This is a genomic window from Bradyrhizobium sp. 41S5, from assembly GCF_011516665.3.
GTDB lineage: Bacteria > Pseudomonadota > Alphaproteobacteria > Rhizobiales > Xanthobacteraceae > Bradyrhizobium > Bradyrhizobium quebecense.
On record NZ_CP083721.1, the window covers coordinates 5814339 to 5840349 of the forward strand.

Genomic DNA, 26011 nt, shown 5'->3' on the forward strand with positions numbered 1-26011 from the left:
CCTTGCTTTGCTTTGTTATTCTTCAAACTTTGAGCGTCAGAGAAAGTCCTTGCCGGCCTCCGCGGCGAACCGGCCCGGATCGCCTTCCCAGACGATCCGCGCGTGCTCCAGCACATAGACGCGGTCGGCATGCGGGAGCGCGAAGGTCACGTTCTGCTCGCCGAGTAGCACCGTGATCTTGGTGGTCTGGCGCAGCTTCTCCAGCGCCTTCGACAACAGTTCGAGGATCACCGGCGCGAGGCCAAGCGTCGGCTCGTCGAGGATCAGGATCTGCGGCTGCATCATCAGCGCGCGGCCGATCGCCAGCATCTGCTGCTCGCCGCCGGACAGCGTCTGCGCCATCTGGCCCTGACGCTCCTTCAGGATCGGGAACAGCTCGAACAGCCAGGCCAGCTGCTTCGCCCGCGCCGCGTCGTCGAGGTGCTGGCCGCCGAGATCAAGGTTTTCCCGCACCGTCATCTCGCCGAACAATTCGCGCGATTCCGGGCACTGCACGAGGCCCGAGCGGGCGATCTTGGCAGGTCCCGTGCCGCGCAGCTTCTGCCCGCCGCGCAGGATCTCGCCGGTATAGGGCAGGAAGCCCGAGAGGGTGTTGAACAGCGTGGTCTTGCCGGCGCCGTTCAGGCCGACGATCGAGACGAACTCGCCCTCATGGACGTGGATCGAGACGTTCTCCAGTGCCTGCGCCTTGCCATAATGCACGCTGACATTCTCGACCTGCAGCAGCGGCACCTTATCCTTGAACGAGGTCTCGGGCCGCGCATGGGTCTCGATCGCGCCGCCGAGATAGACTCGCCGCACGGTCTCGTTCTTCATCACGTCCTCGGCGCGGCCAGTCGTGATCTCCTCGCCGAGATACATCGCGAGCACGCGATCGACCAGCGCGGCAACGCTCTTGACGTTGTGGTCGACCAGCATCACCGCGCGTCCCTCATCGCGGAAGCTGCGGATCAATTGCGAGAACACCCCGACCTCCGTGCTGGTGAGGCCAGCAAACGGCTCGTCGACCAGCACCACCTTCGGGTCGCGCGCGATCGCCTTCGCCAGCTCAAGTCGGCGCAGATCGGCGAACGGCAATGTCGGCGGGCGGCGATCCATCACCGCCCCCAGGCCGACACGTTCGGCGATCCACCTGGCGCGCTCGGTCAGCGCCTTGTCGGGAAACAGCATGAACAGGCTGTCGGGCAATAGCGCGACCATGATGTTCTCGAGCACGGTCTGCCGGTTCAGCGGCCGCGAGTGCTGAAACACCATGCCAAAGCCCTTGCGCGCGATCTTGTGCGCAGGCAGCCCGGCCACGTTCTCGCCGTCGAACAGCACCTCGCCCGCGGACGGGCGCTCGATGCCCATCACGCTCTTCATCGCGGTCGACTTGCCCGAGCCGTTCGGCCCGATCAGGCCGAGGATCTCGCCGGGGTGCAGCTCGAAGCTCAGATTTTTCACCGCGGTCAGGCCGCCGAACCGCTTGGTCAGGCCGCGAACCGCGAGTGTCGGAGTAGTGGTCACAGTCTGATCCATTTAGGAGCGCGCCTCGCGTGACAGGGCTGCCCCGAGGAAACCGCCGGGGAAGAATAGCACGACGAGCAACGCCACCGCCGAGACGATGAAGGTCGCAAGCTCGCCAGTCGGACGCAGGAATTCGCCAGCGACAATCAGGAAGATCGCACCTAACGCCGCGCCCAGCACGGTGCGCCGGCCGCCGAGCACGGCGGAGACGATCACGTTCACGCCGACCGCGACGTCGACCACGGTGCCGACCGAGGCGGTGCCGAAGTAGAACACCAGCAGCGCGCCCGACAGTCCCGAGAAGAACGCGCTGACGATGAAGGCCGCGAGCTTGTGCTTGACGATGTTGAAGCCGAGCGCGCCGGCCTGCACCGGGTCCTGCCCGCTCGCCTGCAGCACGAGGCCGACGGGCGATTGCGACAAGCCATACAGAATGGCCGCGCTGATGGTCATGAAGCCGAGCGCGATCCAGTAATTGGCGCCGGCATTGATGGTGATGACATCAGGGATGGTGAGCCCGATTTCGCCGCCGGTCAGGTCGGCAAACACCACGATGAAATTCTGTAGCATCAAGACCGCGACCAGCGTGGTGAGGCCGAAATACGGTCCCCTCACCCGCAGCGCCGGCAGCGCCAGCACGAAGCCCGCAACCACCGACGCCAGCGCACCGAGCAGGATGCAGACATAGACCGACCAGCCGAACTGGTTGTTGAGGATGCCGGCGGTGTAGGCGCCGGTGCCGATCAGGAAGGTCGGCCCGAAATTGACCTCGCCGGCGAAGCCGAACAAGAGGTCCCAGGCCATCGCGAACACGCCGAAATAGAACGCGACGGTGAGCAGCCCGAGGATGTAGCCGGAGACATAGAGCGGCAGCGTCGCGGCAACCACCACGCAGACCAGCGAAATGAAGAACAGGCGCGAGGAGAAGAAGTTGGCCATCTCAGCGCCTCCCGAGCAGGCCTTGAGGCCGGATATACATCACGAACACCAGCAGCAGCAGCGCCGGGATGGTGCGGTAGGCCGGCGAGATCATGTAGGCCGTGATGGTCTCGAGATAGCCGACGACGAAGGCCGCGATCAGCGAGCCGGAGACGCTGCCGAGGCCGCCGAGCACCACGATCGAGAACGCGCTCGCGGTCAGCGGCCCGACGCTGTAGGAGCTGACGCCGAGGAACATGCCGAGCAGCACGCCGGCGATGCCGGCCAGGATGCCGTAGATGCCCCACACCACGATGTAGATCTGGGTGAGCTCGAGCCCGAGCAAGGTGACGCCGCGCGGGTTCATCGAAGCCGCCAGCACGGCCTTGCCGGTCCGCGTGCGGTTCACCAAGAGCCACAGCAGGCCGATCACGAGGCAGCACGCCAGCGCGGTGAAGATATTGTTGCGCGGCGTGCGGTTGCCGAAGATATCGACGACGCCCTCGACGATCGGCAGCACCGTCTTGGCATTATTGGTGAAGAAATAGGCAATCAGCTCCTGGATCATGATGCCCCACAGCAACGTGCCGGTGAGGACGAAGATTTCCTTCTCCTCGTTGGGGATCCGCCTCGAGTTCTGGATCGGCTTCACGACCGCGAAATAGGTTGCGAACGCCATGATCAGCGCCACGCCGACACCGAACAGCGCGCCGGAGTAGATGTCGAGGTGCAGCAGGCTGGCTGCGGCCCAGGCCGCGACCGCTGCAGCCACCATGATGGCACCGTGGGAGAGGTTGAGAACGCCGGAGACACCGAAGATCAGGGTGAAGCCGGTGGCGCCGAGCGCATAAAGCGCACTGATGGCGAAGCCATCGATCAGGATTTGTAAGGCAAGCATCTCAAATCGGCCGCGGCAGCAAAGCTGCCTGTTGTGGAGGACGCGGAACTGAATGCGGATGCTCCCGGGACCGGCCCGGGAGCATGATCATCGATCAGTTGGTGGTGAGCTTGATGAAGCTCGGGAACTTGAGATCACTCTTGGCGATCTCCTTCGGCCAGACCGCGACCTGCTTGCCGCCCTGCCACTGCAGCATCAGTCCGGTGATCAGGCCCTTGCCGTATTTGATCGAATGGGTGAACGGATCGTCCTTGCCGTAGAACTGGACGCGTCCGATGGTGCCTTCCCAATCGGTCTTCTCCAGCGCATCGACCATCTTGTCGGCCTCGACCGAGCCGGCGCGCTTCACCGCATCCGCGATGTAATAGACCTCGTCATAGGCGGTGTAGCCCGCATAGGACGGATAATTGCCGTAGCGCTTCTTGAAGCCTTCCGCGAACGGCACCGACTTCGGCGTCACCGCGACGTTCGGACCCGACACGCCCTGATACAGCACTCCTTCCGCCGCATCGTTGGTGTCCTTGCCGAAGGTCTCGTTGGTCGCCTGCGAGGAAATGCCGAACATCGGGATCGGCACCTGCTGGTTCTTCCACTGCACAGTCGGCTGGACGCCGACATGCGAGATGCCGGTAATGATCACGTCGGGCTTGGCGGCTTCGACCTTGTTGAAGATCGGCGTGAAATCGGTGGTGTCAGGCGAGAAGCGGATATGGTCGACGACCTTGAGCCCGATCTTCGGCAGACACTCCTCGTAGCCGACGTCGAGCGGCTTGGTCCACGCCGCGTCTTCGCTCATGATGACCGCAGTCTTCATGTGCTTCTGATCGACCAGCAGCTCCTTGGCGGCGTCGCAGACCGACAGAGCCAGCGCCGCCGAGGTCAGATAGCCGTGGAAGGTGTACTTGTTCTTCTCATAGTCGGCGTGGACGCTCTTGCTGATCTCGTTGGAGGCGGCGCCAGGCGTGACGAACGGGGTCTTCAGGCGCGAAGCCCAGGGCTCGAGCGCCAGCACCACTTCGCTGATGTAGCTCGCGATGACGACGTTGACCTTGTCTTCGTTGACCGCACGCTGGAATGCGCGCACCGAGTCCGCCGAGGACGAGTGATTGTCGTACGAGACGATTTCGATCTTGCGGCCGTCGATGCCGCCCTTGGCGTTGATCTCGTCGGCGGCGAGTTGCGCCGCCTGCGGGATCGACGCCCCGGCAATCGCCTGCGCTTCAGCGATCACGCCGATCTTGAGGGTGTCAGCCGCCAGCGCGCCGCCGGGGCTGGCTGCCAAAAGGCCCAACACGGCCGCTCCGGCAAGTTGCTGCATCGCACGAACAGGCAGTCGCGATGTTCTTTTCACCCTGTTTCTCTCCTCTTTTTGTTCGGCTCCTTCGAGCTCTTGGGGCCGGACTATAGCTGCGACAAAACGCGCAGCAAGTGAAACTGCGCGCAGATCGCCATGCGTGGACGACAACTAAAGTAGTGGGTCGCCACTCACCGGCTGAATAAATTTGAGGCAACGGGGAATAACAGCGTGGGGTGCCAATCGCTGATTGCCCGATAACGCAAGCCCCCCGCGTCAAAGATATTTTGCTTTATCAGAAATGAACAACTCAGTGTTCAGTGTATGGTTTGTCCGTCTCATCCGATTGAGGGCCGTTTCGCGATCGTCACGAACGCGGTCTGAGGTGAGGTGAAACGTAAAGCAAAGCTCGGGCAAATCATGTCGCGAGAATGCGGGTGTATGCCTCACAAGCCACGCCACACACTCACCGTCGTCCCGGCCCCCGTGCGCAATTGCGCACTAGACCGGGACGACAGCGGTAGGCTTGGCTAGCGCCCTACTCCGCCATCTCGACCGCCGGCCGCGTCGCGGGACCGGCGAGCGGGCGCTCTTCCATCGTGATCATGCAGATCGAGGCGGTGGTCAGCAGCGCGGCGGCGGCGCCGAACACGTAGCGGAACGCGGTGATCATGTCGGCCATCGGGATCGCGCCGACGGTGCCGGCGGACGCGGCATGATGCTCGCCGGCGAGCGAGATGTCGGTCCCGAGCGTCATCAGCAGGATCGTCGTGAAGGCAGCGACCGTGAAGGAGGCCATCATCGCGCGGAAGAAATTCATCGCACCGGTCACGGTGCCGACCTGCGGCCGCGCCACCGCATTCTGCAGCGACACCACGCTGATCGGGAATGTGGTGCCGAGCCCGAGCGCGAACACGCTCATCAACAGCAGCAATCCCCACAGCGGCAGCGTCGTCACGGCCATGCCGACGGCGCAGATCGCAGCCACCGAGGTGCCGACGATCGCGACACGCTTGTAGTGCTTGGCCTTCGCCATGGTCCGTCCGGCGATCGCCGCACCGAAGGTCGAGATCGCCGCGAGCGGGATCAGCGCAAGGCCGGCCTCGCTGGCGGTGAGGTGATAGACCACCTCGTAGTAGAGCGGCAGGTGCACGGTTAGCCCGACCATGGCGCCGAGCGCACAGCCGCCCGCGCCCATCGCGAACGGCACCACCGAGCCGCCGAGCAGCGACAGCGGCAGGAACGGCTCGTCGGCCCGGCGCGCGTGCCAGACGAAGGCACCGGCGAGCGCGATCGAGGCGCCGATCATCGCGGTAATGGTCGGCGACAGCCAGGACAGACGCGTGCCGCCCCAGGTCAGCACCAGCATCAGCACGACGGCCGAGGCCATCAGCAGCACGCCGCCGAGCCAGTCGACCTTGCGCTTGCGGTGGAACACCGGGATCTTGCTCATCTTCGGCAGCAGCAGCGCCAGCGCTGCCGCCGCGAGCGGCAGGTTGATCCAGAAGATCATCGACCAGTGCAGATGCTCGGCGAATACGCCGCCGACCACCGGGCCAAGAATGCCGCCGGCCATCCAGACGCTGGAGAAATAGGCCTGATAGCGGCCGCGCTCGCGCGGGGTGACCACGTCGGAGATCACGGTCTGAACCACAGGCATGATACCGCCGCCGCCGAGCCCCTGCAGACCGCGGGCAATGATCAGCATGGTCATGCTGGGCGCGATCGCGCACAGCACCGAGCCGACCACGAACAAGCTGAGCGAGGTGATGATCATGACGCGGCGGCCATAGATGTCGCTCAGCGTGCCGAACACCGGCGCCACCGCGGTGGAGGCGAGCAGATAGGCCGTGATCACCCAGGACAGATTGGTGACGTCGTGAAACTGGCGCCCGATCGTCGGCAGCGCGGTCGCGACGATGGTCTGGTCGAGCGCGGCCAGGAACATCGTCAGCATCAGGCTGATCACGATGGTGCGGACTTCGTCCGGATTGAGCGATGCCGGCGGCGCCAGCGGCGGCGCGTCGCTGAGTTCGATCACCTCGCTCGGGAGGTGGGACAGCTGTTCGGCAATGTCGTCAGGCAATGTCTGCTGGCCGGCAGGAAAACGGCTCTGCCGTTCATACTTGTTCATTTGGGGCGTAATGCTGCTGCGCGGGCCGATCCCGCGATGGAATCATTCTCTGATCCGCAGTTTATGCAGCAATTCGCTGCTGAGGCAGGCACCTCAGCGCATGGGTGCATCCCACAGCAGTGTTCTCGCGACGACGTGATCACAGAACAGCCGGCGCCGGCCCTCACGCCGTCAGCGTTGCGTTTTGAAAACCTATTTGTTGCGTTCTGAAAATCTACTTGGAGACCTTGGGCCGCTTCTTCAATTGGGCCCGTTTCGGCAGCAGGGCCGGCCAGCGCACGATGTGATCCTCGAGATCGGCGTCGTTGACGTCGAGTTCGGTGCCTTCCACCCGCCCGCGTACCGAGACCCCGGCTTCATGAACCGTGTTGGGATCGCCGGAGATCAGGGGATGCCACCAGTAGAGGTCCCGCCCCTCGGCCACGAGCCGGTAGCCGCAGCTCGGCGGCAGCCAATTCAGCGTCCTGACGTTCTCGGGCGTCAGGCGGACGCAATCCGGAACTTGGTCGGAGCGGTTCGGGTAGTCCTTGCAGGTGCACAGGCCGGAATCGAGCAGCTTGCAGGAGATATGGGTGAAATAGATCTTGCCGGTGTCCTCGTCCTCGAGCTTCTCCAGGCAGCAACGTGCGCAGCCGTCACACAGGCTTTCCCATTCGGCGTTGGACATCTCTTCCAACGTCTTGGTTTTCCAGAAGAATCCCTCCTGGCCCGACGGGCGCTTGGGCGGTGCGGTCATGATATCCCTGACATGGCGGTAAAGCCCTTCTTGGGACGCCGGCGCTCCCTCCGCAAGGGGGGTGATATTGCGGGGGCGAAAAAGCCGGTGGGCAGCGTTAGGGCTTTCATTAAATTCACAAGCCGCGCCATTGGTTTATGGCAGCCGCTCGGATAGAACAACGAACGAGTCCCCAACGACGCAAAAGCGCCTTGGGATTGCCGCAACATCGAAGCAAGACGCTGGCCTGTGCCCGTTTCGGGCGCCCGCAGCGCTGTCGAACTGATCAAGGGTCCGGTCCTTCAGATCATGCCGTCGCATTGGAAACAGAAGGTCCGGAATTTCTTCCTGGACCTCGATGCGCGTATCGACTCGACGCTGTTCTCGTCGGGCAAGGGCCTGCGCGAACTCTACGAGCGCTATTCCACCTTCATGGACCGCTTCTATGTCGGCCGCTGGAAGCGCTGGGTGTTCATCGAGCCGCTGTCCGAGGCCGCGACCATCGGGCTCGGCGGCATGATCCTGATGCTGACGCTCGCGATCCCCGCGTTCCGCGAGACCGCCGACGAGGACTGGCTGAAGAAGTCCGACCTCGCGGTGACCTTCCTCGACCGTTACGGCAACCCGATCGGCAGCCGCGGCATCAAGCATAATGACTCGATCCCGCTGGAAGACTTTCCGGACAATCTGATCAAGGCAACGCTCGCGACCGAAGACCGCCGTTTCTACGACCATTTCGGCATCGACGTTCCGGGCCTCGCCCGCGCCCTCGTCACCAACGCGCAGGCCGGCGGCGTCCGCCAGGGCGGTTCGTCGATCACCCAGCAGCTCGCCAAGAACCTGTTCCTGAACAACGAGCGCACCATCGAGCGCAAGGTGAAGGAAGCCTTCCTTGCGATCTGGCTGGAAACGCGGCTCACCAAGAACGAGATCTTAAAACTTTATCTCGACCGCGCCTATATGGGCGGCGGCACCTTCGGCGTCGACGGCGCGGCGCATTTCTATTTCAACAAGTCGGTGCGCGACGTGAACCTCGCCGAAGCCGCGATGCTCGCCGGCCTGTTCAAGGCGCCGACCAAATACGCCCCGCATATCAACCTGCCCGCGGCGCGCGCCCGCGCCAATGTCGTGCTCGACAACCTCGTCGATGCCGGCTTCATGACCGAGGGCCAGGTGTTCGGTGCCCGCCGCAATCCGGCGGTCGCGGTCGACCGGCGCGACGAGAACTCGCCGAACTATTATCTCGACTACGCCTTCGACGAGATGCGCAAGCTGGTCGACACGTTCCCGAAATCCTACACCGAGCGCGTCTTCGTGGTCCGCACCGCGATCGACATGAACGTGCAGAAGGCGGCCGAGGAAGCGATCGAGAACCAGCTCCGGCAGTTCGGGCGTGATTATCACGCGACGCAGGCCGCGACCGTGGTGTCCGATCTCGACGGCGGAATCCGCGCCATGGTCGGCGGCCGCGACTACGGTGCGAGCCAGTTCAATCGCGCCACCGACGCCTACCGGCAGCCGGGCTCATCGTTCAAGCCCTACGTCTACACCACGGCGCTGCTCAACGGCTTCACGCCGAACTCGAAGATCGTCGACGGCCCGGTCTGCATCGGCAACTGGTGCCCGCAGAACTATGGCCATTCCTATTCGGGTCAAGTCACGCTGACGCAGGCGATCACCCGCTCGATCAACGTGGTGCCGGTCAAGCTCTCGATCGCGCTCGGCGGCAAGGAAGGCCCGAAGGCCGGCCGCGCCAAGATCGTCGAGGTCGCGCGCCGCTTCGGCCTCAAGGCACCGCTGCCCGATACGCCGTCGCTGCCGATCGGCTCCGACGAAGTCACGGTGATCGAGCATGCGGTGGCGTATGCGACGTTCCCGAACCGCGGCAAGGCGGTGACGCCGCATTCGGTGCTCGAAGTGCGCACCGGCGCCGGCGACCTGGTCTGGCGCTGGGACCGTGACGGCCCCAAGCCGCGCCAGGCCATTCCGCCGAACATCGCTGCCGACATGGCCGGCATGATGAGCCACGTGGTCAGTGAAGGCACCGCGCGCCGCGCCGCGCTCGACGGCATTCCGACCGCGGGCAAGACCGGCACCACCAACGCCTATCGCGACGCCTGGTTCGTCGGCTACACCGGCAACTTCACCTGCGCGGTCTGGTACGGCAATGACGATTATTCGCCGACCAACCGCATGACCGGCGGCTCGCTGCCGGCGCAGACCTGGCACGACATCATGGTCGCCGCGCATCAGGGCGTGGAAGTGAAGGAACTCGTCGGCGTCGGCATGGGGCAGAAGCTGCCGCCGCAGCCGGCGCAGGCCAATGCCCAGGCCAACGCGGCCCCGCGCGTGCTGGAGACCAAGCCGGGTCCGCCCCCGGTTTTGACCAGGCGTGGCGCCGATATCCTGGTGCGGGTCGAGAAGCTGCTCGACGACGCCGCCAGGACGGCCAACAAGACTACGCTGAACGAGCCCTCGAAGGCCGGCAAGGCGGAGTCCTCGAGCGCGCTGGCGTTCCCCGAAAACTACGTTGCCGCGGCCGGGCCGGACGGCACGACAGCACCTGCGCCACGCAAGAACTGACGTGCGGCTCCTCCTCACCACCTTGCTGGCACTCGTCATCGCCACGGCCGTTGGCCTCGGCCTGACCTACGCGACGGCGACGCGCGGCACCGATCTCGGCACGCTGAAGATCGGCGCCTGGACGGCGCGGCCAAAGAACGGCACCTCCGACGTCGACCCCTATTCGCGCGCCACCATCGCGCGCAGCGGCGAGCTGCCGATCGGCACCGGCGACGGCATCGCGTTTTCGGCAACCACCGACGACAAGAACAAGCCGCTCGACGGCCGCTGCGACATCGTGGTCAGCGGCGTGACGCCGGCGGCGCGGTTCTGGACGCTGACGCTGTTCGACCGCAAGGGCCATCTCGTCGCCAATTCGCTGCAGCGTTACGGCTTCACCAGCCAGGAGATCATGCGCGCCTCCGACGGCACGTTCGAGATCCACATCGCCTCCCGCTCGCGCGCCGGCAACTGGCTGCCGACCGGCGGCATCGAGCGCTACGCGCTGATGCTGCGCCTCTACGACACGCCGGTCGGGGTCGCGACCCGCACCCAGCGCGACGCGCCGATGCCCTCGATTGCAACGACGGGCTGCCCATGATCCGCGTGCTGTTCACCATACTCGCAGGCGTGCTGCTCGGCGGCGTGGTGCATCTCGTCAGCGTGCTGGCGCTGCCGCGCATCGCCTCGCAGGACGCCTATTCGCGGCTCACGCCGATGACCAGGCTCAACGAGGTGACGCAGCTGCCGCTGGCCGACCCGAGCAACTCGCCGATGCCGCTGATGGATCCGGCCTTCGCGGTGGCGATCTGCCGCTACGATCTCTCAACCGGGCCGCTCAAGCTCACCGTGCCCGTGAGCCAGGCCTATACCTCGGTATCGTTCTACACCCGCAACGAAGTCGCCTATTACGCGATCAACGACCGCTCCGCCGGCAAGAAGGTGATCGAGCTCGATCTGATGACGGAAGCGCAGCACAACGAGCTGCCGGAGGACGAGGAAGTCACCGCCGCCGACCGGCTGATCATCGACTCGCCTACCTCGACCGGCCTGATCCTGCTGAAGGCGCTGGCGCCGGAGCCCGGCCTGATGCCGCAGGCGCAGGCCTCGCTTGCGGCCTCGTCCTGCAAGGTGCAGGCCGAGCCCGTCGCGGCCAAGCAGGAAGCACCGCCGCCTCTGCCCGCCCCGGCTCCACCACCTGCAACACGCAAGCGCTAGCTCGCGGCGAGCGCGTGCCGGCCGCAACGGCAGCTCTCGTAATCGACGGGATCGTGGCTGTTGACGATCGTGACGCTGGCGCCATGCGCCGCTTTCAGCTGGCGCAGCCGTTCCTGGTTCTGGATGCGCGTCGCGCGATCCATGTCCGCCCGGCGCTGGAACATGCCGAGCACCAGCGGGATCCGCGGCCTGGCATCGAGCTGCGCGTGGTGGAAATAGGCATCGCCTGCGTGCAACAGCCATCTGTCCTTGTCGCGCACCGCGATCCCGCAATGGCCGAGCGTGTGGCCCGGCAGCGGAATCATCAGAATGTCCGGCTCGCGATCGCCGAGCGCGCGCACGCCCTTGAAGCCGAACCAGTCCTCGCCGCCGGCGCCGTAGAATGCCCAATCCGGCCCGTGCTTCCACTGCGCCGTGATGTAGCGGCCTTCCGGCGGCGCGACCTGATGCGTCACCGCCATGTCGTACTCCTTGCGATGGACATGCACCTTGGCCTTCGGAAGGTCCGGCACGCCGCCGGCATGGTCGCGATCGAGATGCGTCAGCAGCAGATGCCGCACGTCATCGGGCGAGAAGCCGAGCGCCTTCACCTGGCGGACGGCCGTCTCGGCCGGATCGAGCCGCGGCGCCGTCTGCCGCACCCATTTGCGGCCGAGCCGCGGCGGGTCGCCGATGTCGTCGAGCCCGATGCCCGTATCGACCAGCACGAGGCCGTCATTGCTCTCGACGAGCAGGCAGTGACAGACCATCCGCGCCCGCCGGAAGATGCTGCCGCTGCCGTTCACGAGCCGCTTTCCGATAGGGCACATGGTGCCGGTGTTGAGATGATGGATGCGCATAACAAATCCTCCGCTGAAGCCGGTGCAGACTTGCCAGTCGCGTTTCCATAGGTAAAATATTGTCTTTCTATCACTACGATAGGATATGCCTATGGATATCCGCGAACTCCGCTATTTCGCCGCGGTCTATCGGGAGCGCAACCTGACCGCCGCGGCGAAGCGCTGCTTCATCTCGCAGCCGTCGATCTCGGCGGCGATCACCAATCTCGAGGCCGAGCTCGGCACCACGCTGTTCATCCGGCACAAGAAGGGCATGGCTCCGACGGAGTCCGCCGCCCAGTTTCACGGCATCGCCCGCAGGATCATCGACGAGGCCGATGCGGCGCGAAACCTGTTTCGCAAGCCTGCGACAAAACAGCCGCTGACGCTCGGCCTGCTGCGGACGCTCGATCAGGCGCGGACGATCGCGCTGCTGAAGCCGCTGACGGCCAATGCCGATCTCGCGCTTCGGCTGGTCGGCGCCAATGAGAAAGCCGATGCGCGGATCGTCGCCAAGTCGATGATCAACGCCGGCGAGCGCTTCATCCCGCTCTGGAGCGAACGCTACGTCGCGGCATTGCCGCCGTCGCATCCACTCACCCTCAAGGAGACGCTGCGGACCACCGACTTCGCGGGCGTTCCGATGATCGATCGCTGCCACTGCGAGCAGCAGGAATTCTTCAAGCGCACGTCGCCGCCGCGCAAGCCGGTGGCGATCGCGGAATCGGAGGAATGGGCGATGGCCCTGGTCGCGGCCGGGGTCGGCGTTGCGATCGTTCCCGAAGGCGTGGCGCGCGGCAATCCGGATGTGGCGGTGCGCCCGATTGATGTCGACGTCACGCGCGAGGTCGGCCTCGCCTATCCCTCGGCCAACCCGCCATCAAATGCGCTGAAGGAGTTCATTGCTCGCCTGCCGCGGCAGGCGAGCAGTCGCCGCGTCAGACCCACAACAAGGAAGATGAAGCGAGCCTAGCCCTTCGTCACCACGGCGTGGCCCGTGACCGGTCCTGAGACCAGCGGTGCATTGGCGGTGAGCCGGGCGAGCTCGTTGATCTGGCGTTCGGCGTCGGCGGCCATGCCGTCGGGCGCCTGGATCACCAGCCGCTCCAACGCCCAACGATAGGACGAGATCCGCCGCTCCAGGCTCTGCTGGACCCATTGCACGATCAGCGTGTTCTCTTCCATCCGCGCCACCGCGTCGGCCCTCTCGCGCGGCGACACGTCGGCGATCATGTTGAGGCTGGCACTGCGCTTGCGATCCAGCTCGATCACCTGGATCGCGGTGGCGAAGAACGGCTCGAAGCGCGTGATGTCATCGCGGACCTGGTCGATCAGCAGCGAATAGCGCGAGGCGAACGAGCGATGTGGCTCGTCGATCAGATTGCGACCATACGCCGTGCGATCGAACACGACCCTCTGCCGCCACGGCGAAGGCAGCGGCTGGTAGTCGCCGTACACGCTCTTCCACGCCGGTCGCGACAGCGGCGGCTCGATGAATTGATAGGCGAGATCGCGCAACTGACGTTCGTGTTCGGTGAGCTGGAATTGCGAGGCGTTCTTGCCGACGCTTCCGGTCGCCTCGGCGCCGATCCAGCGATGCATGTCGTCGTTGCGGAAATCGGCGCGGGTGCGGCCGAAATCGCCGCCGCTGCAGCCCGCGAGCGCCGAGCCCGCCACCAGCAGGATCAGCACCGGGAGTGACCGCCGAGCGGCGTTCCGCTGCGCAAGTTCCGGCATTGGATCAGGAGCGGCGTCGGCGACGACGGCCCTGCGCAGTGCCCTGCTCCGGTCCGCGCCCTCCGCCGGTCTCTTCCGTCGTTCGCTCGATCCGCACGACGGGAAGGATCAGCACGGTCCCCATGCCTTCGCCGGCAGCACCGACAGCGCTCGGCCGCCGTGCAGCCGCATCCGCCGGAAACTCAACGATGGTGCCCATGTTCCGCTCTCTCTGGCCCCGCACGGACATGATTTGCCCCGCGCTCGCCGAGTTAAGAACGCGCATGGTTAACGACATCTTAAGCCGCCGATACGGACGGTTACGGATGCGGCGCTGTGCCCAAATAGACACGGGCAAATTCGAGTGTTCGCCTTCACGGCTTGTTTTCCTTAACTGCGTCTTAAAACAGCCTGCGTAGGCTCGCTGCCACAAGGTTTTCAGACCGAGTCTTATTGGCAAGTCGCGTACGCCCGAGATGAGCGCAGCTCCGCTATTTCCTGGTTTCGATGGGCTGATGACGCTCTCCCGCCGCGAGGGAGTCGACATCCGGCCCACTTTGCTGCGCGTCCTGACCGACCTGTATGTGCAGGCGAGCGCGCACTCCGCCGATGAAGAGCGCCAGTTCGTCGAGCTGACGTCGCGCCTGATCGACGAGGTCGACGACGCGACCCGCGCCGCCGTCCGTGCGCGACTTGCGATCTATCCGGCAACGCCCGCCAGGATCATGGACAAGCTCGGGCTGCGCCGCACCGGTCCGGAGCAGCCGATGCCGGCCGCCGCGCCAATTCCCGCTCCGGCACTGTCCGCGCTGCCCGCCAAGATCCCGACCGAGGCAGAGCTGCGGATGGCCGCGAGCCTTGCGATGCGGCCAAACGATGCCGCCGAAATCTCGGACATGTTCTTTGCCGCCAGCGCGAAAGAACGCGCGCAGATCCTGCACAATCTGCAGGAGACGCCACTGAAGGCCGCGGCGCGGATTCCAGCGGCCCGCGCCGCGCGCGCGATCCATATCCTGGAGATGGCGGCATTTGCCGAGGACCTCGATAACTTCGCGCTCGAACTCGGCGAGGCACTGATCCTGCCGTCGCGGATCGCGGCGGAGGTCGTCAATGATCCCGGCGGCGAGCCGCTCGCCTGCGCGATGCGGGCGCTTGACGTCTCGAGCGCCGCATTCCAGCGGATCCTGATGTTCCTCAATCCGGAAGCCGGCTCGTCGGTCAACTATGTCTATCGACTGTCGCGGCTCTACGATCGCCTGACCGAGCGCTCTGCGCTGGTGATGCTGGCGGCATGGCGCGGCTCGACCATGGCGGTGGCGCGCGCCAAGTATCGCTCGTCGCTCTATGATGACGAGCGCCATCACGTCCGCGCGGCATCTTCGCCGACGCGACCGGCGATTCAACCGGGCAGCGCGCCCGGCATTCGCAACCAGAAGTCTGGAAGCTAGGCCTTCGCCAGATCGAGAAAGTGCCGCCCGGCGCGATCTTCGGTCTCGACGATCCAGGCATCGGGATCGAAGCGGAGCTCCTTGATCAATCGCTCATCGACCGAAGGCTCGGACACCGGCTGCTGTGCGGTCGGCACGAACAGCCGCTCGGCCGGACGACTGTCGTCATAGACCGTCTGCGGCGCCGGCGCATACAGCATCGCGTTGCCGTCCATCAGCGCCACCTTGACGAACACGGCGCCTGCCTCTTCTGCGCCCTTCTTGCGGATCGCGCCGAACACGCCCTCGGTCTGGCAGCGGCGCAGATACGCCGCGACCCATATGCTGGTTTTCAATCGCATGCGCCGACCTATAGGCCAGCGGCGCGGCCACGTCCAATTGTCACAGATGACATCACGCACCAGCGGGTTGACCGACACAATCGTCGCTCATATCCTTGCATCAGCGGTGCAAGCCGCGCCCGGGTCCACGGGAAGGGTTGAACCCACTTGCACCTGATATGCGGCCAACCAAGCCTTTGTGCAGCCGGTTTTGTGGACCATCGGCGATGATGCACGGAGGTTTCCATGGACCGATCGCCCGCGCGATTGAATCTCGAACATCTGAAGAAGCAGGCCAAGGAGCTCATTCGCCTTTACCGGCGACAGGCCCCGCAGGCCTACGCCCGTTTCCGCCAGGCGCTTCCGGCAGCAGCCGGGCGCAGCGACGCGCAAATCGCCGCGCTTGATCTGCGGCTCCACGACGCACAGTCCTGCGTCGCGCGCGATCTCGGCTTCGCCTCATGGCCGGACCTGCGGCGCTATGTTGAAGCCCAATTGCCGCCAGGCAAGAGCCGGGACGACCGGATGCGGCGATGGCTGCAGCTGGTCTATGCCGCAGACGTCGCCGGCATGACCGATCGCGCCAATCCGCGCGTCGCGGTGCGGATGCTCACCGAGGATCCCTATCTTGTGGCCGACGATCCCTATCTCGCCTGCGCCGTCGGCGAAGAGGAGACGATACGGCGCACCGCAGCCGATGATCCCGCATGGGTCAACCGCCCCGGCGGTCCGTTGAAACTGCCGCCGCTGGTCGCGGTAGCGCATTCCAGCCTGCTGCAGATTCCGGAATTTCAGGTGCGGCTGCATCGCTGCGCGCGCCTGCTGCTTGAGGCCGGCGCCGATCCCGACCAGCACATCAGCAGCCGTTGGCCGCCCGGATCGCTCGACGCCCCCGATGACAGCAATCCGCTGTCGGCCCTGTATGGCGCCGCCGGGCGCAATCACGATCTCGCGCTGACCCGGCTATTGCTCGAAGCCGGCGCCAATCCGAACGACAATGAATCGCTGTACCACTCGCTCGAAGGCTCCGTGACGACAGGCGTGCTGCTCGAGCACGGCGCGCGGATCGCGGGCACCAACGCGATGTACAAGGTGCTCGACGACGAGAACGTGGCCGCGCTCAAATTGCTGCTGCGACACGGTGGCAATCCGAACGAGTCCGCCCGCAATGCACCGTTGACGGATTGCCGTTCGCCGCTGATGTGGGCGATCCGGCGGCGGCGGTCGCGGACATGCATTGCGACCTTGCTCGACGCCGGCGCAGACCCACGCATTACGACAGCGGACGGTCTCAGCGCTTACCGCTACGCTTTGCAGTTCGGACTGACCGAGGTCGCCGAGCTGCTGCGGCAGCGCACCGGCGACGAGACGCTGGCCGATGATGAGCGGTTCGTCGCGGCGTGCAGCAGCGGCGACGAGGACGAAGCACGGCGGATCCAGGCCGCCCGGCCAGATCTTCCGGGATCGCTTTCACCAAAGCAGTTGCGGCTGCTTCCCGAGCTCGCCACGGCAGGCGGCGACGATGCGGTGCGGCTGATGGTCAAGCTAGGCTGGCCCATCGCGGTGCGTGGCGGCGATTGGGACGCATCGGCGCTCAATCATGCGGTGTTCCGCGGCAATGCCGGGCTGACGCGCTTCCTTCTCGAGCACGGCGCGGAGTGGACCGAGCAGCACGGCTTCGGCGACAATGCGTCCGGAACCTTGTCGTGGGCGTCCTGCAATGAACCGGTCAGTGGCGGCGATTGGGCCGGCTGCGCGCAAGCCCTGCTCGATCACGGCATGCCGCGCGGTATTCCGGATCGCGACGATCCGGAATCGGTGCAGGTGGCCGGCGACAAGAAGCCGTTCTCCGACGAGGTCAGGGACGTTCTGCTGGGCGAAGCTGCCTGACGACACATCAACGCACCAGGAAAGGACACGCATGGCCGGGCAAAACCCGGCCATAACAAGGACGCCTAGTCGATCGAGTGCCCGATCATCGTGCTGAGTTCGTGCACGAGGCGATCGGACATCTGCCCGGTCACCGGCAGCTTGCGCGCGCGCTCGAACTTCGCGATCGCGTGCTGGGTATCGGCGCCGATCGTGCCGGTCGGCTTGAGCTGGCCGTAGCCATATTCGGTCAGCGTCCGCTGGACCGCGGCGATGCGCTTGCCGGCCGGGCTCAGATGCTGTGTCGGGATCGGCGCCGGCGGACGAATGACGCTGGACGGCGCGGCGGCCGGGGACGGTGCGGCGGCCGGCGGCGTGGCCGTCGACTTCAGCACCAGGCTGGCCATCGGATCGACCGGCTTCGCTTCAACAGATCTTGGCTCCGCCGGCTTGGCTTCAACGGACCTGGTCTCGACAGGCTTGGTCTCCACGGGCTTCACGTCGACCGGCTTGGTCGACTCCATGGCGGCGGGCTCGACCGATCGGGCGGCGGCCTCGGCCGGACGCGGGCGCGGCAGCGGGCTGGCGGCCGCGGCAACCGGGGCCGGCGGCGGCAGCATCACCACCGAGCCGCCGAACATCGGCGACGGATGACGGCCAGCCTGCAGGAACAGTGCGTTGATCAGGATCGCAACAATGGCAGACAGGGCCAGCACGCTCGCGACGAGATCCTTCGGACTATGCAGCAGCAGGCGCAGGACGAGGCCACGTTCCTCCTCGGCCGCGATGGCCACTGCCTTGGCGCCGCGGCGACGGCGGGGCGTTTCCTCGTCATCCAAAGTCTGTCTAGGCACTCTTCTTCACCTGTTGGGTTTGCTCTTGCAGTCCGGACCGCAACGCGGGCTTCAGCGTCGAGACATTGCTGGAGGGCTCGACCGCGGCCGGCGGGGTGAACGACAGCGGCAGCGCCACCGACACGATGGTGCCCTCGCCCACCTTGCTCTCCACATTCATCTCGCCATGGTGCAGGCCAACCAGCCCCTTGACGATGGAAAGGCCGAGGCCGGTGCCTTCGTGGCGCCGTTGATAGGTCTTGCCGGCCTGGAAGAACGGATCGCCGATCCGCTTGAGGTCGTCGGCGGCGATGCCCACACCGGTGTCGGAGACCCGCAGCAAGAGCCGCGCTCCCTCGACGCCGGCCGACACGGTCACCTTGCCGCCGCGCTCGGTGAACTTGATCGCGTTGGAAACCAGATTGAGGACGATCTGCTTGAACGCGCGCGAATCGCCGTTCACGATCGGCAGGTCGTCTGGCACGCGGGTGACGAGGTCGACACCGCTCTCGCGCGCTTTCAACGCCACCAGGTTGCAGCAATTGAGCAGCGCCGGCCGCGGCGCAAACGGCTCCGGCGAAATCTCGAAATTGCCGGATTCCATCTTCGACATGTCGAGGATGCCGTTGACGACGGACAGCAGATGCTGGCCGGAATCGTTGATAAGCTGCGCGTATTCCTTGCGGCGGGCCGCATCGAGGCCGAGCACATCTTCCTGCGCGATCATCTCGGAGAAGCCGATGATGGCGTTGAGCGGGGTCCGCAACTCGTGGCTCATGGTGGCCAGGAAGCGCGTCTTCGACGCATCGGCCTGTTCGGCCGCATGGCGCGCTTGTTCGAGCGCCTGCTCCTGCACCTTGCGATCGGTCACGTCGCGGATCACGGCGACCACCTCGGCATCGGCGGAAGCCTGCTCGAGCGCACGGCAGCGCATCTCGACCCAGATGAATTCGGCGGCAGCCTCGCCTCGCGCACCGTCGCGGCGCACGCGGAACTCGACGCTGCGGGACTCGCCGCGCGCGGCGTCCGACAGCGCGGTGAGATAGGCCGGACGATCGGCGACATGAACGCGGTCGAACAGGCCGTGGCCCGACAGCCGCGATGCCGCCACGCCGAGCATGATCTCGACCGCGGGTGAAATGAAGCGCACCGCGCCGTTGCGGCTGTGCCGCGACAGCACGTCGCTCATGTTATGGGCGAGCAGGCGGTAGCGCTCTTCCTCGACGTAAAGCAGCGCCACACTGGTTCGCGCCAGAGACTCCGCGCCGAAGGCCAGCCCGGCCGCATAGAAGATCGCCGATACGACGCCGAAGCCGACCAGCGTGCTGTTCGACGCAACCGCCGGATCGACCACCGGCAGCACGTGGTAATGGCCAAGCATGCTGAGCAGCGCGGCACAGATCATCGCCAGCGCGAACGCAAACGCCACCACGCGCCGCGACGCCGACAGTGCCGCCTCGATCGGAATCACGACGAGCCACACCGCCGCGAACGACGCGATGCCGCCGGTCGAGGCCGCGATCATCATCACGAGACCGGCGAGCGCCAGCGACGACAGCACATGCGCGCCTTCGTAGCGGCCGGTGCGCGACAGGAACCAGGACAGCAGGATCGGTGCGATCAGCCAGGCGAAGGCCGCGACCTCGATCGCCGTCGGCGCACCGCGCATCGCCAGAAAGGCAGGAAACGAGGCCAGCGCCGCCAGACTGCCGAGCAGCCGCGGTGCCATGAAGGCACGGTGGCGCGCACGCGTCAGCGCATCATATTGCGCCGACGGATGCAGCAGCGCATCCAGGCAATCGCGGATCAGACTCAAACTACTCACAGCACTCGCGCTTCGGCTTAATCGTCAGACAGACGCGCCGGAACGCCTCCTTTGTGATTGCAGGCCAACGTGTCAGAGCGAACTTAAGCGAACGCTAAGGCGGGCCGGCCTGCTGCCAAACACCGTGCATTGGCGAGGCTTCGACGCTGTCATTCACCGGTCATTTGTCGGGGATGGTGAACGGCTGGTTTCCGGGTGCGACAAACTATGGTTTCGAAATGGTGGACGCCGCGCAGTAGCGCCGATTTGGCACCCGCCAGCAGCCATCAATCGAAAATTTACGGCGAATCGATTCAGGCGAATTTTCCGCGATTTTTCGGCGGATTTACTTCAATGCAGATACTTCCGATTTATCGACCGATGCTAACCGTGAGGGCAATAGCGGCATCGACCGCGCAAGAAGCAAAAGACAAGATAGACGACCGGGATCGCGCCATGTTCTTCCTGCTGCGTTTGGCATTCTGGCTCGGGCTTGTGCTCGTGCTGCTGCCGAGAGACAAAACACCTGAAGCGGACAAGACGCCGCAGATCAGCGCATCGGACGCGGTGTCGGCCGCGACGGCGACGATCAACGACATGGGTCAGTTCTGCAAGCGTCAGCCTTCCGCCTGCGAAGTCGGCGGCCAGGCCGCGACCGCGATCGGCCAGCGCGCGACCGATGGCGCGCGCAAGCTCTACCAGATCATCACCGACAAGAAGCCGCCCGACCACACCGGCTCGATCGGCAAGGATGATACCGACCCGGGCGCATCCCGCGACACGCTGACGGCGGACGATCAGATGATTGAATTTCGCCTGCCGCCGATGCCGTAAGCGCCAATCGAGCGCTTGCGCGTGAGACGGGTGCCGCTTCGCGTGAAGAAAACGCGCCAAAACAACCGGGAACCGGTTCCATTTTCGTCGCTTTCGCGGCCCGCCTTCCTATATAAGCCGTTGAGAATAGGACGCGGGCCACGATGACGACGATCGACGAAATCAGGGACAATTTTGCGCTGCTGGACGAGTGGGACGACCGTTACCGCTATGTCATCGAGCTTGGCCGCACGCTGGAGCCGTTGTCGGAGGCGGAGCACTCGGCCGAGAACAAGGTGCAGGGTTGCGTCAGCCAGGTCTGGCTGTCGAAGCGGATCGATCGCGATGCCAATGGCGAACCGCGCCTGAACTATATCGGCGACAGCGACGCCCACATCGTGCGCGGCCTGGTCGCGATCGTCCTGACGCTGTTTTCCGGGCACACGCCGAAGGAAATCCTCGCCACCGACGCGCTCGCGCTGTTCGACGAGTTCGGCTTCCGCGACCATCTGACGCCGCAGCGCTCCAACGGCCTCCGCTCGATGGTCGATCGCATCCGCAACGATGCGCGCGAAGCGCTGGCGTCCGCCGCGTAAAATCCTTACTTCCGCTTCCGCGCCTGCTGGCCAAGTCCCATCTTCTTGGCGAGCTGCGATCGCGCCACCGCATAGTTCGGCGCCACCATCGGATAGTCGGCCGGCAAGCCCCATTTGTCGCGATATTGCTCCGGTGTCATGTTGTACTGCGTGCGCAGATGGCGCTTGAGCGACTTGAAGCGCTTGCCGTCTTCGAGACACACCAGATATTCCGGCGTGATCGACTTCTTCATCGACACCGCCGGCTTGGCCGGCTCGCTCGGCGTGTCGGCGCGGCCGCTCGACACCCGCAGCAACGCCGCGTGGACCTGGCTGATCAGGCTCGGAATATCCGAGGCCGGCGTCGGATTGTTGCTGAGATAGGCTGAAACGATGTTTGCGGTCAGCTCGACCGGCGTTTTGCCTGACGTATCGGACATGGCTCAACCTTCCCGTGCTATCGACGGTCCGGCGCCCACCGGACAGTATCCACGTGCAGCAATACATCAATGGAATCGCGTACTACTTCGCGGATATGAGCGGATTACAGCAAATCTGACAAGAACGGCCGTATTTTTCCGGCCCCGAACCCGCCGCCCGCAAGTATTGCTACGGACCTTAAGGCCGCTGCTCCAGATGCGACCTGAGCTCATCGATCGAGGCAAACCGCATCATGCCCTCCGGCATCTGCGCCTCGATCGATCCGTCCGAATAGAGCGAATAGGCCATGCCGTCGACGACGCCCGATTTGAGCACGGTCACCGGCGGCTGCTCCTGGGGCGGCGGTGGATGGCCCGATGACGGCGCCGCGCCGGCTGACTGGGTCTCGCCGAAGGTCGACGGCCGGGGCGCGCGCCGTGGGGCGACATCGACCGACCGCAGCCGCTCGGCCTTCGGCCAGGCATCGTCGAACGCTGCCGGTGCGGGCTCGTCCGCCGCGGCCGAACCAGGACGCAGCTCCGGCGACAGCAGATCCGGCGTCAGCGGCTCAGCCGTACGGCTCTGGGCTCGCTCGCGTTCCTTCCGCGAGGACGAAAACAACAGGTTGCGCCGCTTGGGCGTGGCTTCGCCCTCCGGGGGCGCTCCACCCGGCACGGGCGGCGCCGCCTCGCCCGGCGCGCCGCGCGGGGGGATTTCGTCGTGCCAGGGCGGCGGGGCCGTGGACGCGGATGGCGGGACCGGCGGCGGAGGCGCGGCGACCTTGGGCTCGCGCGGCGGCGGGAAAACAGGATCCTCGGGGGCATTGCGCGGGGAAGTTGCAGACGGTAGCGGAGCCTCGGCCCGGGCACCCGTAGCAACAGGCTCGAGCCGCCTGGCGATGACCTGGAGTTCCCGAAGGACGGCAGCGAGCGCCAGCACGATCGCACCGGTGCATACGCCGGTTACGCCGGTCGTGATCAACGCGCCGCCGACGCTGAATTCCTTGTAGGGGATTCCCAAGCCGATCGCCGCCAAGCCCGCCACAACCAGGCCCACGCCGACGACCAACAGACCAACCATCATCGAACTAACCCCCGGGAGACCCGACCGAAAATCGGCGCGAGCCGCCAACGCCACGATACCGTCATATTGACCACACCGCCAACCGCCAATTGTAGACGGAGTTCCCTAAAATCCAGCTTAACCGGGCCTGATGCGCTTCTTGATCGCGGCTGCAGCCACGTTCAGGAAACCACCTCCCGTAGATCTACTGGCTACGAATTGCTGCCAATTTATTGCAACGCATCTGGGAAATTACGCCACAATTACCAATTACTTGGAAACCGAGCTGCGCTATGGATGCCGGGGAATGAGGCCCTAAAGCGCCAAACTGGGCCACAGGCACGCCGGTATCACTAGCTATGTCATCGATTACGACGTCTGCCCTCGAGGCGCCTGCACGGCGCTCGGTGGAGAAGACCTGCGACGATCTCGCATTCTTCGTCCTCGGCGTGGTCGCCGTGGTCGCCGGCCTCACATTCCGCGACTACGGTCTGGGCTGGGACGATTACACCCACGCTGAATACGCCGACCTCCTGCTGCGCATGTACGGGTCCGGGTTCAGGGACACCGGCGCGCTCTCCTTCGCCAATCTCTATATGTACGGCGGCGGCTTCGATATGGCCGCGGCCCTGTTGCACAAGGTCATCCCGCTCGAATTGTTCGAGACGCGCCGCCTGCTCGGCGCGATCGTCGGCGTCATCGGGCTTGCCGTAACCTGGCGCCTGGCGCGCCGCGTCGGTGGCCCGCTGGCGGGACTGGCGGCCCTGCTGCTGCTCGCGCTGTGCCCGACCTTCTACGGCCACATGTTCATGAATCCGAAGGATGCGCCGTTCGCCGTCGCGATGGTGGTCCTGATCATGGGCCTCGTCCGCCTGATCGAGGAATATCCGGCGCCCTCGCCGCGCACGATCCTGATCGTGGGCTTAGGGGCCGGCCTGTCGATCGGCTGCCGCGTTCTTGGTGGCCTCGCCCTGATCTACGCCGTGGTCGGCTTCATCCCGCTCTGGATCGAGGAATTCCGCAAGCAGGGCCCGCGCGAGGCGACCCATCGCTTTGCCCATGTCATCTATGTGCTGCTGCCGGGGCTCGTGCTGGGCTATCTCGTGATGGGCCTGATCTGGCCGTGGTCGATCATGGAGCCCGGGCATCCGCTGGAAGCGGTGACCTATTTCTCGCACTTCTTCGAGAAGCCCTGGAAGGAGATGTTCGACGGCGCGCTGGTCTCGGTGCCGGACATGCCGTGGTCCTATTTGCCGACGCTGTTCGCGCTGCAGCTTCCCGAAGTGCTGCTGGTGCTGCTGACCGCGGCCGTCATCACCACCTTCATGACGCTGTCGCGCACCGATGTGGCAGCGAAGCGCAAGTCGATCATGCTGATGCTGACGCTGGCGGCGACGCTGCCGCTGGTGATTGCAATGGTGAAGCGGCCGGCGCTCTACAACGGCATCCGCCACTTCATCTTCGTGATCCCGCCGATGGCGGTGCTTGGCGGTGTCGCCTTCGCCCGCGGCATGGACTGGCTCGGCGAGAACCGCCGCGCCTGGCAACCTGCGGCGCTCGCGGTGTTCGCGTTCGGCCTGCTGCTGCCGCTCAGCGAAATGATCCGCCTGCATCCGTATCAATACACGCACTTCAACCACATCGCCGGCACGGTGCGGACCGCCGACAATTTCTTCATGCTCGACTATTGGGGCCTGGCGCTGAAGCAGGCATCCGACGGGCTGCGCGAGCAGCTGGCGGAGCGGCAGGAAGTGCCGCCGCAGCACCGCAAGTGGAAGGTCGCGGTGTGCGGACCGCAGCGCCCCGCGCAGGTCGCGCTCGGGCCGGACTTCACGATCGGCTGGGACAGCCATGCCGCCGACTTCGCGATGACGCTCGGCGAATTCTACTGCAAGGGCCTGGCCGCCCCCGTGATGGTCGAGATCAAGCGCGATGACGTCGTGTTCGCCCGGGTCTACGACATCCGCGGCCGCAGCATCTCGAGCCTGCTGGCGATCCCGGCGCCGTAAGGCGTTTTCGAACGAAGTCGACGCCGGTTCGTGTCAATCAAAACCGAATATGCTCTCGCCCATCGCGGCCTTGGAAGATCGATCCTGCGGCTGCCCACCGACCGTTGCCGTTCGGATCGTGGGCCGCATGCCGGCATGACTGTCACGCCGCTATGCTGCCTTGCTGCGATCCGGCGGCAGGGCTAGGCTCGGTGCAAGCAACAGCCATCAATGGAGCATCGGCCATGTCGCCAGCGGAAGCGCGCCTGAAGGAAGTCCCGTCGGATATCAGCGCGGCGGAATGGGAGCAGCGGATCAATCTCGCCGCCTGCTACCGGCTGGTCGCGCTCTACGGCTGGGACGATCTGGTCGACACCCACATCTCAGCGCGCGTGCCCGGACCCGAGCATCACTTCCTGATCAACCCCTACGGGCTGATGTTCGACGAGATCACCGCATCGAGTCTGGTCAAGGTCGACCTCGACGGCAATCAGCTCTCGAAGAGCGACTACAGCATCAACCCGGCCGGCTTCACAATCCATTCGGCGATCCACGAGGTGCGCGAGGACGCCGGCTGCGTGCTCCATCTGCACACGGTCGACGGCACCGCGGTGTCGAGCGGCCCCGATGGGTTGCTGCCGCTGAACCAGACCGCGCAGCTCGTCACCCATGACCTCGCCTATCACGACTATGAAGGCATCGCGCTCGATCATGACGAGCGCCCGCGCCTGCAGCGCGATCTCGGCACCAAGAACCACATGCTGCTGCGCAATCACGGCACGCTGACGGTCGGCCGCTCGGTCGCGTCCGCCTTCGAGCGGATGTATCATCTGGAGCGCGCCTGCTCGATGCAGGTGGCGACCCGCGCGCTCGGCGGAAGCGCCTATCCGGTCGACCAGCACGCCATCGACAAGAACACCGAGCTGCTGTCGAACCCCGATCGCGCCGAGCTGCGCTCGACCCAGCTCGTCTGGCCGCCGCTGCTGCGCAAGCTCGACCGGGTCAATCCCGGCTACCGTGATTGAAATTTCACAATCTTCGGGTAAGCTAGCCGCCAACACCCTCTACACGGCCTGAATCAAAACGCCGCCCAATTCCGG

At 65.2% G+C, this 26011-nt stretch carries 24 protein-coding genes; 10 read left to right on the plus strand and 14 right to left on the minus strand.

Annotated features, from left to right (window positions below; translation table 11 throughout):
- Nucleotides 1-36 precede the first annotated feature (36 nt).
- The 6 genes from HAP47_RS28155 to HAP47_RS28180 all read right to left on the minus strand — a co-directional run bounded on the left by HAP47_RS28155 (nt 37) and on the right by HAP47_RS28180 (nt 7486).
- Nucleotides 37-1518, minus strand: a complete 1482-nt coding sequence (locus tag HAP47_RS28155) for an ATP-binding cassette domain-containing protein (protein WP_173641801.1) — start codon at nt 1516-1518, stop codon at nt 37-39.
- The gene (locus HAP47_RS28160) at nt 1519-2445 is read right to left on the minus strand and encodes a branched-chain amino acid ABC transporter permease (protein WP_173641800.1); all 927 of its coding nucleotides are present in this window, start codon (nt 2443-2445) and stop codon (nt 1519-1521) included.
- A gap of 1 nt (nt 2446) precedes the next feature.
- Complete coding sequence (locus HAP47_RS28165) at nt 2447-3322, minus strand: branched-chain amino acid ABC transporter permease (RefSeq protein WP_173641799.1); 876 nt, start codon at nt 3320-3322, stop codon at nt 2447-2449.
- Between the two features lie 94 nt (nt 3323-3416).
- The gene (locus tag HAP47_RS28170; RefSeq protein WP_173643076.1) at nt 3417-4640 is read right to left on the minus strand and encodes an ABC transporter substrate-binding protein; all 1224 of its coding nucleotides are present in this window, start codon (nt 4638-4640) and stop codon (nt 3417-3419) included.
- 514 nt (nt 4641-5154) lie between these two features.
- Nucleotides 5155-6750, minus strand: a complete 1596-nt coding sequence (locus HAP47_RS28175; RefSeq protein WP_173641798.1) for an MDR family MFS transporter — start codon at nt 6748-6750, stop codon at nt 5155-5157.
- Between the two features lie 214 nt (nt 6751-6964).
- Nucleotides 6965-7486, minus strand: a complete 522-nt coding sequence (locus HAP47_RS28180) for a YcgN family cysteine cluster protein (RefSeq protein WP_092125191.1) — start codon at nt 7484-7486, stop codon at nt 6965-6967.
- A gap of 288 nt (nt 7487-7774) precedes the next feature.
- Between HAP47_RS28180 and HAP47_RS28185 the strand changes: the two genes are divergently transcribed.
- Genes HAP47_RS28185 through HAP47_RS28195 form a run of 3 tightly spaced genes read left to right on the plus strand, consistent with a single transcriptional unit; the run spans nt 7775 to nt 11245 of the window.
- Nucleotides 7775-10048, plus strand: a complete 2274-nt coding sequence (locus tag HAP47_RS28185) for a transglycosylase domain-containing protein (RefSeq protein ID WP_173643075.1) — start codon at nt 7775-7777, stop codon at nt 10046-10048.
- 1 nt (nt 10049) lies between these two features.
- On the plus strand, nt 10050-10628 hold the full coding sequence (locus HAP47_RS28190) for a DUF1214 domain-containing protein (RefSeq protein WP_050424324.1): 579 nt from the start codon (nt 10050-10052) through the stop codon (nt 10626-10628).
- Nucleotides 10625-11245 (plus strand): DUF1254 domain-containing protein, encoded by a 621-nt coding sequence (locus HAP47_RS28195; protein ID WP_173641797.1) that lies wholly within the window; start codon nt 10625-10627, stop codon nt 11243-11245. Before HAP47_RS28190 ends, HAP47_RS28195 begins: the two co-directional genes overlap by 4 nt.
- Here HAP47_RS28195 and HAP47_RS28200 read toward each other — a convergent pair.
- The gene (locus HAP47_RS28200) at nt 11242-12084 is read right to left on the minus strand and encodes an MBL fold metallo-hydrolase (protein ID WP_173641796.1); all 843 of its coding nucleotides are present in this window, start codon (nt 12082-12084) and stop codon (nt 11242-11244) included. The genes HAP47_RS28195 and HAP47_RS28200 overlap by 4 nt on opposite strands.
- A gap of 91 nt (nt 12085-12175) precedes the next feature.
- Here HAP47_RS28200 and HAP47_RS28205 point away from each other — a divergent pair, with 91 nt between their 5' ends.
- The gene (locus tag HAP47_RS28205; RefSeq protein ID WP_173641795.1) at nt 12176-13036 is read left to right on the plus strand and encodes a LysR family transcriptional regulator; all 861 of its coding nucleotides are present in this window, start codon (nt 12176-12178) and stop codon (nt 13034-13036) included.
- Here the strand turns inward: HAP47_RS28205 and HAP47_RS28210 are convergent.
- Nucleotides 13033-13800: a hypothetical protein gene (locus HAP47_RS28210; protein WP_173641794.1), complete on the minus strand. Its 768-nt coding sequence runs from the start codon at nt 13798-13800 to the stop codon at nt 13033-13035. The genes HAP47_RS28205 and HAP47_RS28210 overlap by 4 nt on opposite strands.
- A 4-nt stretch (nt 13801-13804) precedes the next feature.
- Nucleotides 13805-13999, minus strand: coding sequence for a hypothetical protein (locus HAP47_RS28215; RefSeq protein ID WP_097670912.1), 195 nt, complete (start codon nt 13997-13999; stop codon nt 13805-13807).
- Nucleotides 14000-14294: 295 nt separating this feature from the next.
- Here HAP47_RS28215 and HAP47_RS28220 point away from each other — a divergent pair, with 295 nt between their 5' ends.
- Nucleotides 14295-15227 (plus strand): DUF2336 domain-containing protein, encoded by a 933-nt coding sequence (locus HAP47_RS28220; RefSeq protein WP_231168441.1) that lies wholly within the window; start codon nt 14295-14297, stop codon nt 15225-15227.
- Here the strand turns inward: HAP47_RS28220 and HAP47_RS28225 are convergent.
- Nucleotides 15224-15568 (minus strand): DUF1491 family protein, encoded by a 345-nt coding sequence (locus HAP47_RS28225; protein ID WP_173641792.1) that lies wholly within the window; start codon nt 15566-15568, stop codon nt 15224-15226. The two genes, HAP47_RS28220 and HAP47_RS28225, sit on opposite strands and share 4 nt — an antisense overlap.
- A gap of 225 nt (nt 15569-15793) precedes the next feature.
- Between HAP47_RS28225 and HAP47_RS28230 the strand changes: the two genes are divergently transcribed.
- Nucleotides 15794-17437, plus strand: a complete 1644-nt coding sequence (locus HAP47_RS28230; protein WP_173641791.1) for an ankyrin repeat domain-containing protein — start codon at nt 15794-15796, stop codon at nt 17435-17437.
- Between the two features lie 65 nt (nt 17438-17502).
- On the opposite strand, the gene HAP47_RS28235 is transcribed toward HAP47_RS28230, so the two are convergent.
- The gene (locus tag HAP47_RS28235) at nt 17503-18270 is read right to left on the minus strand and encodes a peptidoglycan-binding domain-containing protein (RefSeq protein ID WP_231168443.1); all 768 of its coding nucleotides are present in this window, start codon (nt 18268-18270) and stop codon (nt 17503-17505) included.
- Nucleotides 18263-20074, minus strand: a complete 1812-nt coding sequence (locus HAP47_RS28240; RefSeq protein WP_173641790.1) for a PAS domain-containing sensor histidine kinase — start codon at nt 20072-20074, stop codon at nt 18263-18265. Before HAP47_RS28240 ends, HAP47_RS28235 begins: the two co-directional genes overlap by 8 nt.
- Before the next feature lie 435 nt (nt 20075-20509).
- Here HAP47_RS28240 and HAP47_RS28245 point away from each other — a divergent pair, with 435 nt between their 5' ends.
- Together HAP47_RS28245 and HAP47_RS28250 are read left to right on the plus strand one after the other, a co-directional pair.
- Nucleotides 20510-20887, plus strand: a complete 378-nt coding sequence (locus tag HAP47_RS28245; protein WP_173643073.1) for a DUF5330 domain-containing protein — start codon at nt 20510-20512, stop codon at nt 20885-20887.
- Between the two features lie 143 nt (nt 20888-21030).
- Nucleotides 21031-21462: a SufE family protein gene (locus HAP47_RS28250; protein WP_173641789.1), complete on the plus strand. Its 432-nt coding sequence runs from the start codon at nt 21031-21033 to the stop codon at nt 21460-21462.
- Nucleotides 21463-21467: 5 nt separating this feature from the next.
- Here the strand turns inward: HAP47_RS28250 and HAP47_RS28255 are convergent, their stop codons facing one another.
- Both HAP47_RS28255 and HAP47_RS28260 read right to left on the minus strand, forming a co-directional pair.
- The gene (locus HAP47_RS28255; RefSeq protein WP_092125178.1) at nt 21468-21881 is read right to left on the minus strand and encodes a MucR family transcriptional regulator; all 414 of its coding nucleotides are present in this window, start codon (nt 21879-21881) and stop codon (nt 21468-21470) included.
- A gap of 178 nt (nt 21882-22059) precedes the next feature.
- The gene (locus tag HAP47_RS28260; RefSeq protein ID WP_173641788.1) at nt 22060-22944 is read right to left on the minus strand and encodes a DUF308 domain-containing protein; all 885 of its coding nucleotides are present in this window, start codon (nt 22942-22944) and stop codon (nt 22060-22062) included.
- A 338-nt stretch (nt 22945-23282) separates the two neighbouring features.
- On the opposite strand from HAP47_RS28260, the gene HAP47_RS28265 reads away from it, so the two are divergent.
- On the plus strand, nt 23283-24932 hold the full coding sequence (locus HAP47_RS28265) for a glycosyltransferase family 39 protein (protein ID WP_173641787.1): 1650 nt from the start codon (nt 23283-23285) through the stop codon (nt 24930-24932).
- Nucleotides 24933-25156: 224 nt separating this feature from the next.
- Nucleotides 25157-25936, plus strand: coding sequence for a class II aldolase/adducin family protein (locus HAP47_RS28270; RefSeq protein ID WP_173641786.1), 780 nt, complete (start codon nt 25157-25159; stop codon nt 25934-25936).
- The last annotated feature ends 75 nt before the right edge of the window (nt 25937-26011 follow it).

Coding starts and splice junctions, on each gene's coding strand:
- HAP47_RS28155 (WP_173641801.1), bottom strand. CDS start 1,518: ATGGATCAGACTGTGACCACTACTCCGACACTCGCGGTTCGCGGCCTG.
- HAP47_RS28160 (WP_173641800.1), bottom strand. CDS start 2,445: ATGGCCAACTTCTTCTCCTCGCGCCTGTTCTTCATTTCGCTGGTCTGC.
- HAP47_RS28165 (WP_173641799.1), bottom strand. CDS start 3,322: ATGCTTGCCTTACAAATCCTGATCGATGGCTTCGCCATCAGTGCGCTT.
- HAP47_RS28170 (WP_173643076.1), bottom strand. CDS start 4,640: ATGCAGCAACTTGCCGGAGCGGCCGTGTTGGGCCTTTTGGCAGCCAGC.
- HAP47_RS28175 (WP_173641798.1), bottom strand. CDS start 6,750: ATGAACAAGTATGAACGGCAGAGCCGTTTTCCTGCCGGCCAGCAGACA.
- HAP47_RS28180 (WP_092125191.1), bottom strand. CDS start 7,486: ATGACCGCACCGCCCAAGCGCCCGTCGGGCCAGGAGGGATTCTTCTGG.
- HAP47_RS28185 (WP_173643075.1), top strand. CDS start 7,775: ATGCCGTCGCATTGGAAACAGAAGGTCCGGAATTTCTTCCTGGACCTC.
- HAP47_RS28195 (WP_173641797.1), top strand. CDS start 10,625: ATGATCCGCGTGCTGTTCACCATACTCGCAGGCGTGCTGCTCGGCGGC.
- HAP47_RS28200 (WP_173641796.1), bottom strand. CDS start 12,084: ATGCGCATCCATCATCTCAACACCGGCACCATGTGCCCTATCGGAAAG.
- HAP47_RS28205 (WP_173641795.1), top strand. CDS start 12,176: ATGGATATCCGCGAACTCCGCTATTTCGCCGCGGTCTATCGGGAGCGC.
- HAP47_RS28210 (WP_173641794.1), bottom strand. CDS start 13,800: ATGCCGGAACTTGCGCAGCGGAACGCCGCTCGGCGGTCACTCCCGGTG.
- HAP47_RS28215 (WP_097670912.1), bottom strand. CDS start 13,999: ATGGGCACCATCGTTGAGTTTCCGGCGGATGCGGCTGCACGGCGGCCG.
- HAP47_RS28220 (WP_231168441.1), top strand. CDS start 14,295: ATGACGCTCTCCCGCCGCGAGGGAGTCGACATCCGGCCCACTTTGCTG.
- HAP47_RS28225 (WP_173641792.1), bottom strand. CDS start 15,568: ATGCGATTGAAAACCAGCATATGGGTCGCGGCGTATCTGCGCCGCTGC.
- HAP47_RS28230 (WP_173641791.1), top strand. CDS start 15,794: ATGGACCGATCGCCCGCGCGATTGAATCTCGAACATCTGAAGAAGCAG.
- HAP47_RS28245 (WP_173643073.1), top strand. CDS start 20,510: ATGTTCTTCCTGCTGCGTTTGGCATTCTGGCTCGGGCTTGTGCTCGTG.
- HAP47_RS28250 (WP_173641789.1), top strand. CDS start 21,031: ATGACGACGATCGACGAAATCAGGGACAATTTTGCGCTGCTGGACGAG.
- HAP47_RS28255 (WP_092125178.1), bottom strand. CDS start 21,881: ATGTCCGATACGTCAGGCAAAACGCCGGTCGAGCTGACCGCAAACATC.
- HAP47_RS28260 (WP_173641788.1), bottom strand. CDS start 22,944: ATGATGGTTGGTCTGTTGGTCGTCGGCGTGGGCCTGGTTGTGGCGGGC.
- HAP47_RS28265 (WP_173641787.1), top strand. CDS start 23,283: ATGTCATCGATTACGACGTCTGCCCTCGAGGCGCCTGCACGGCGCTCG.
- HAP47_RS28270 (WP_173641786.1), top strand. CDS start 25,157: ATGTCGCCAGCGGAAGCGCGCCTGAAGGAAGTCCCGTCGGATATCAGC.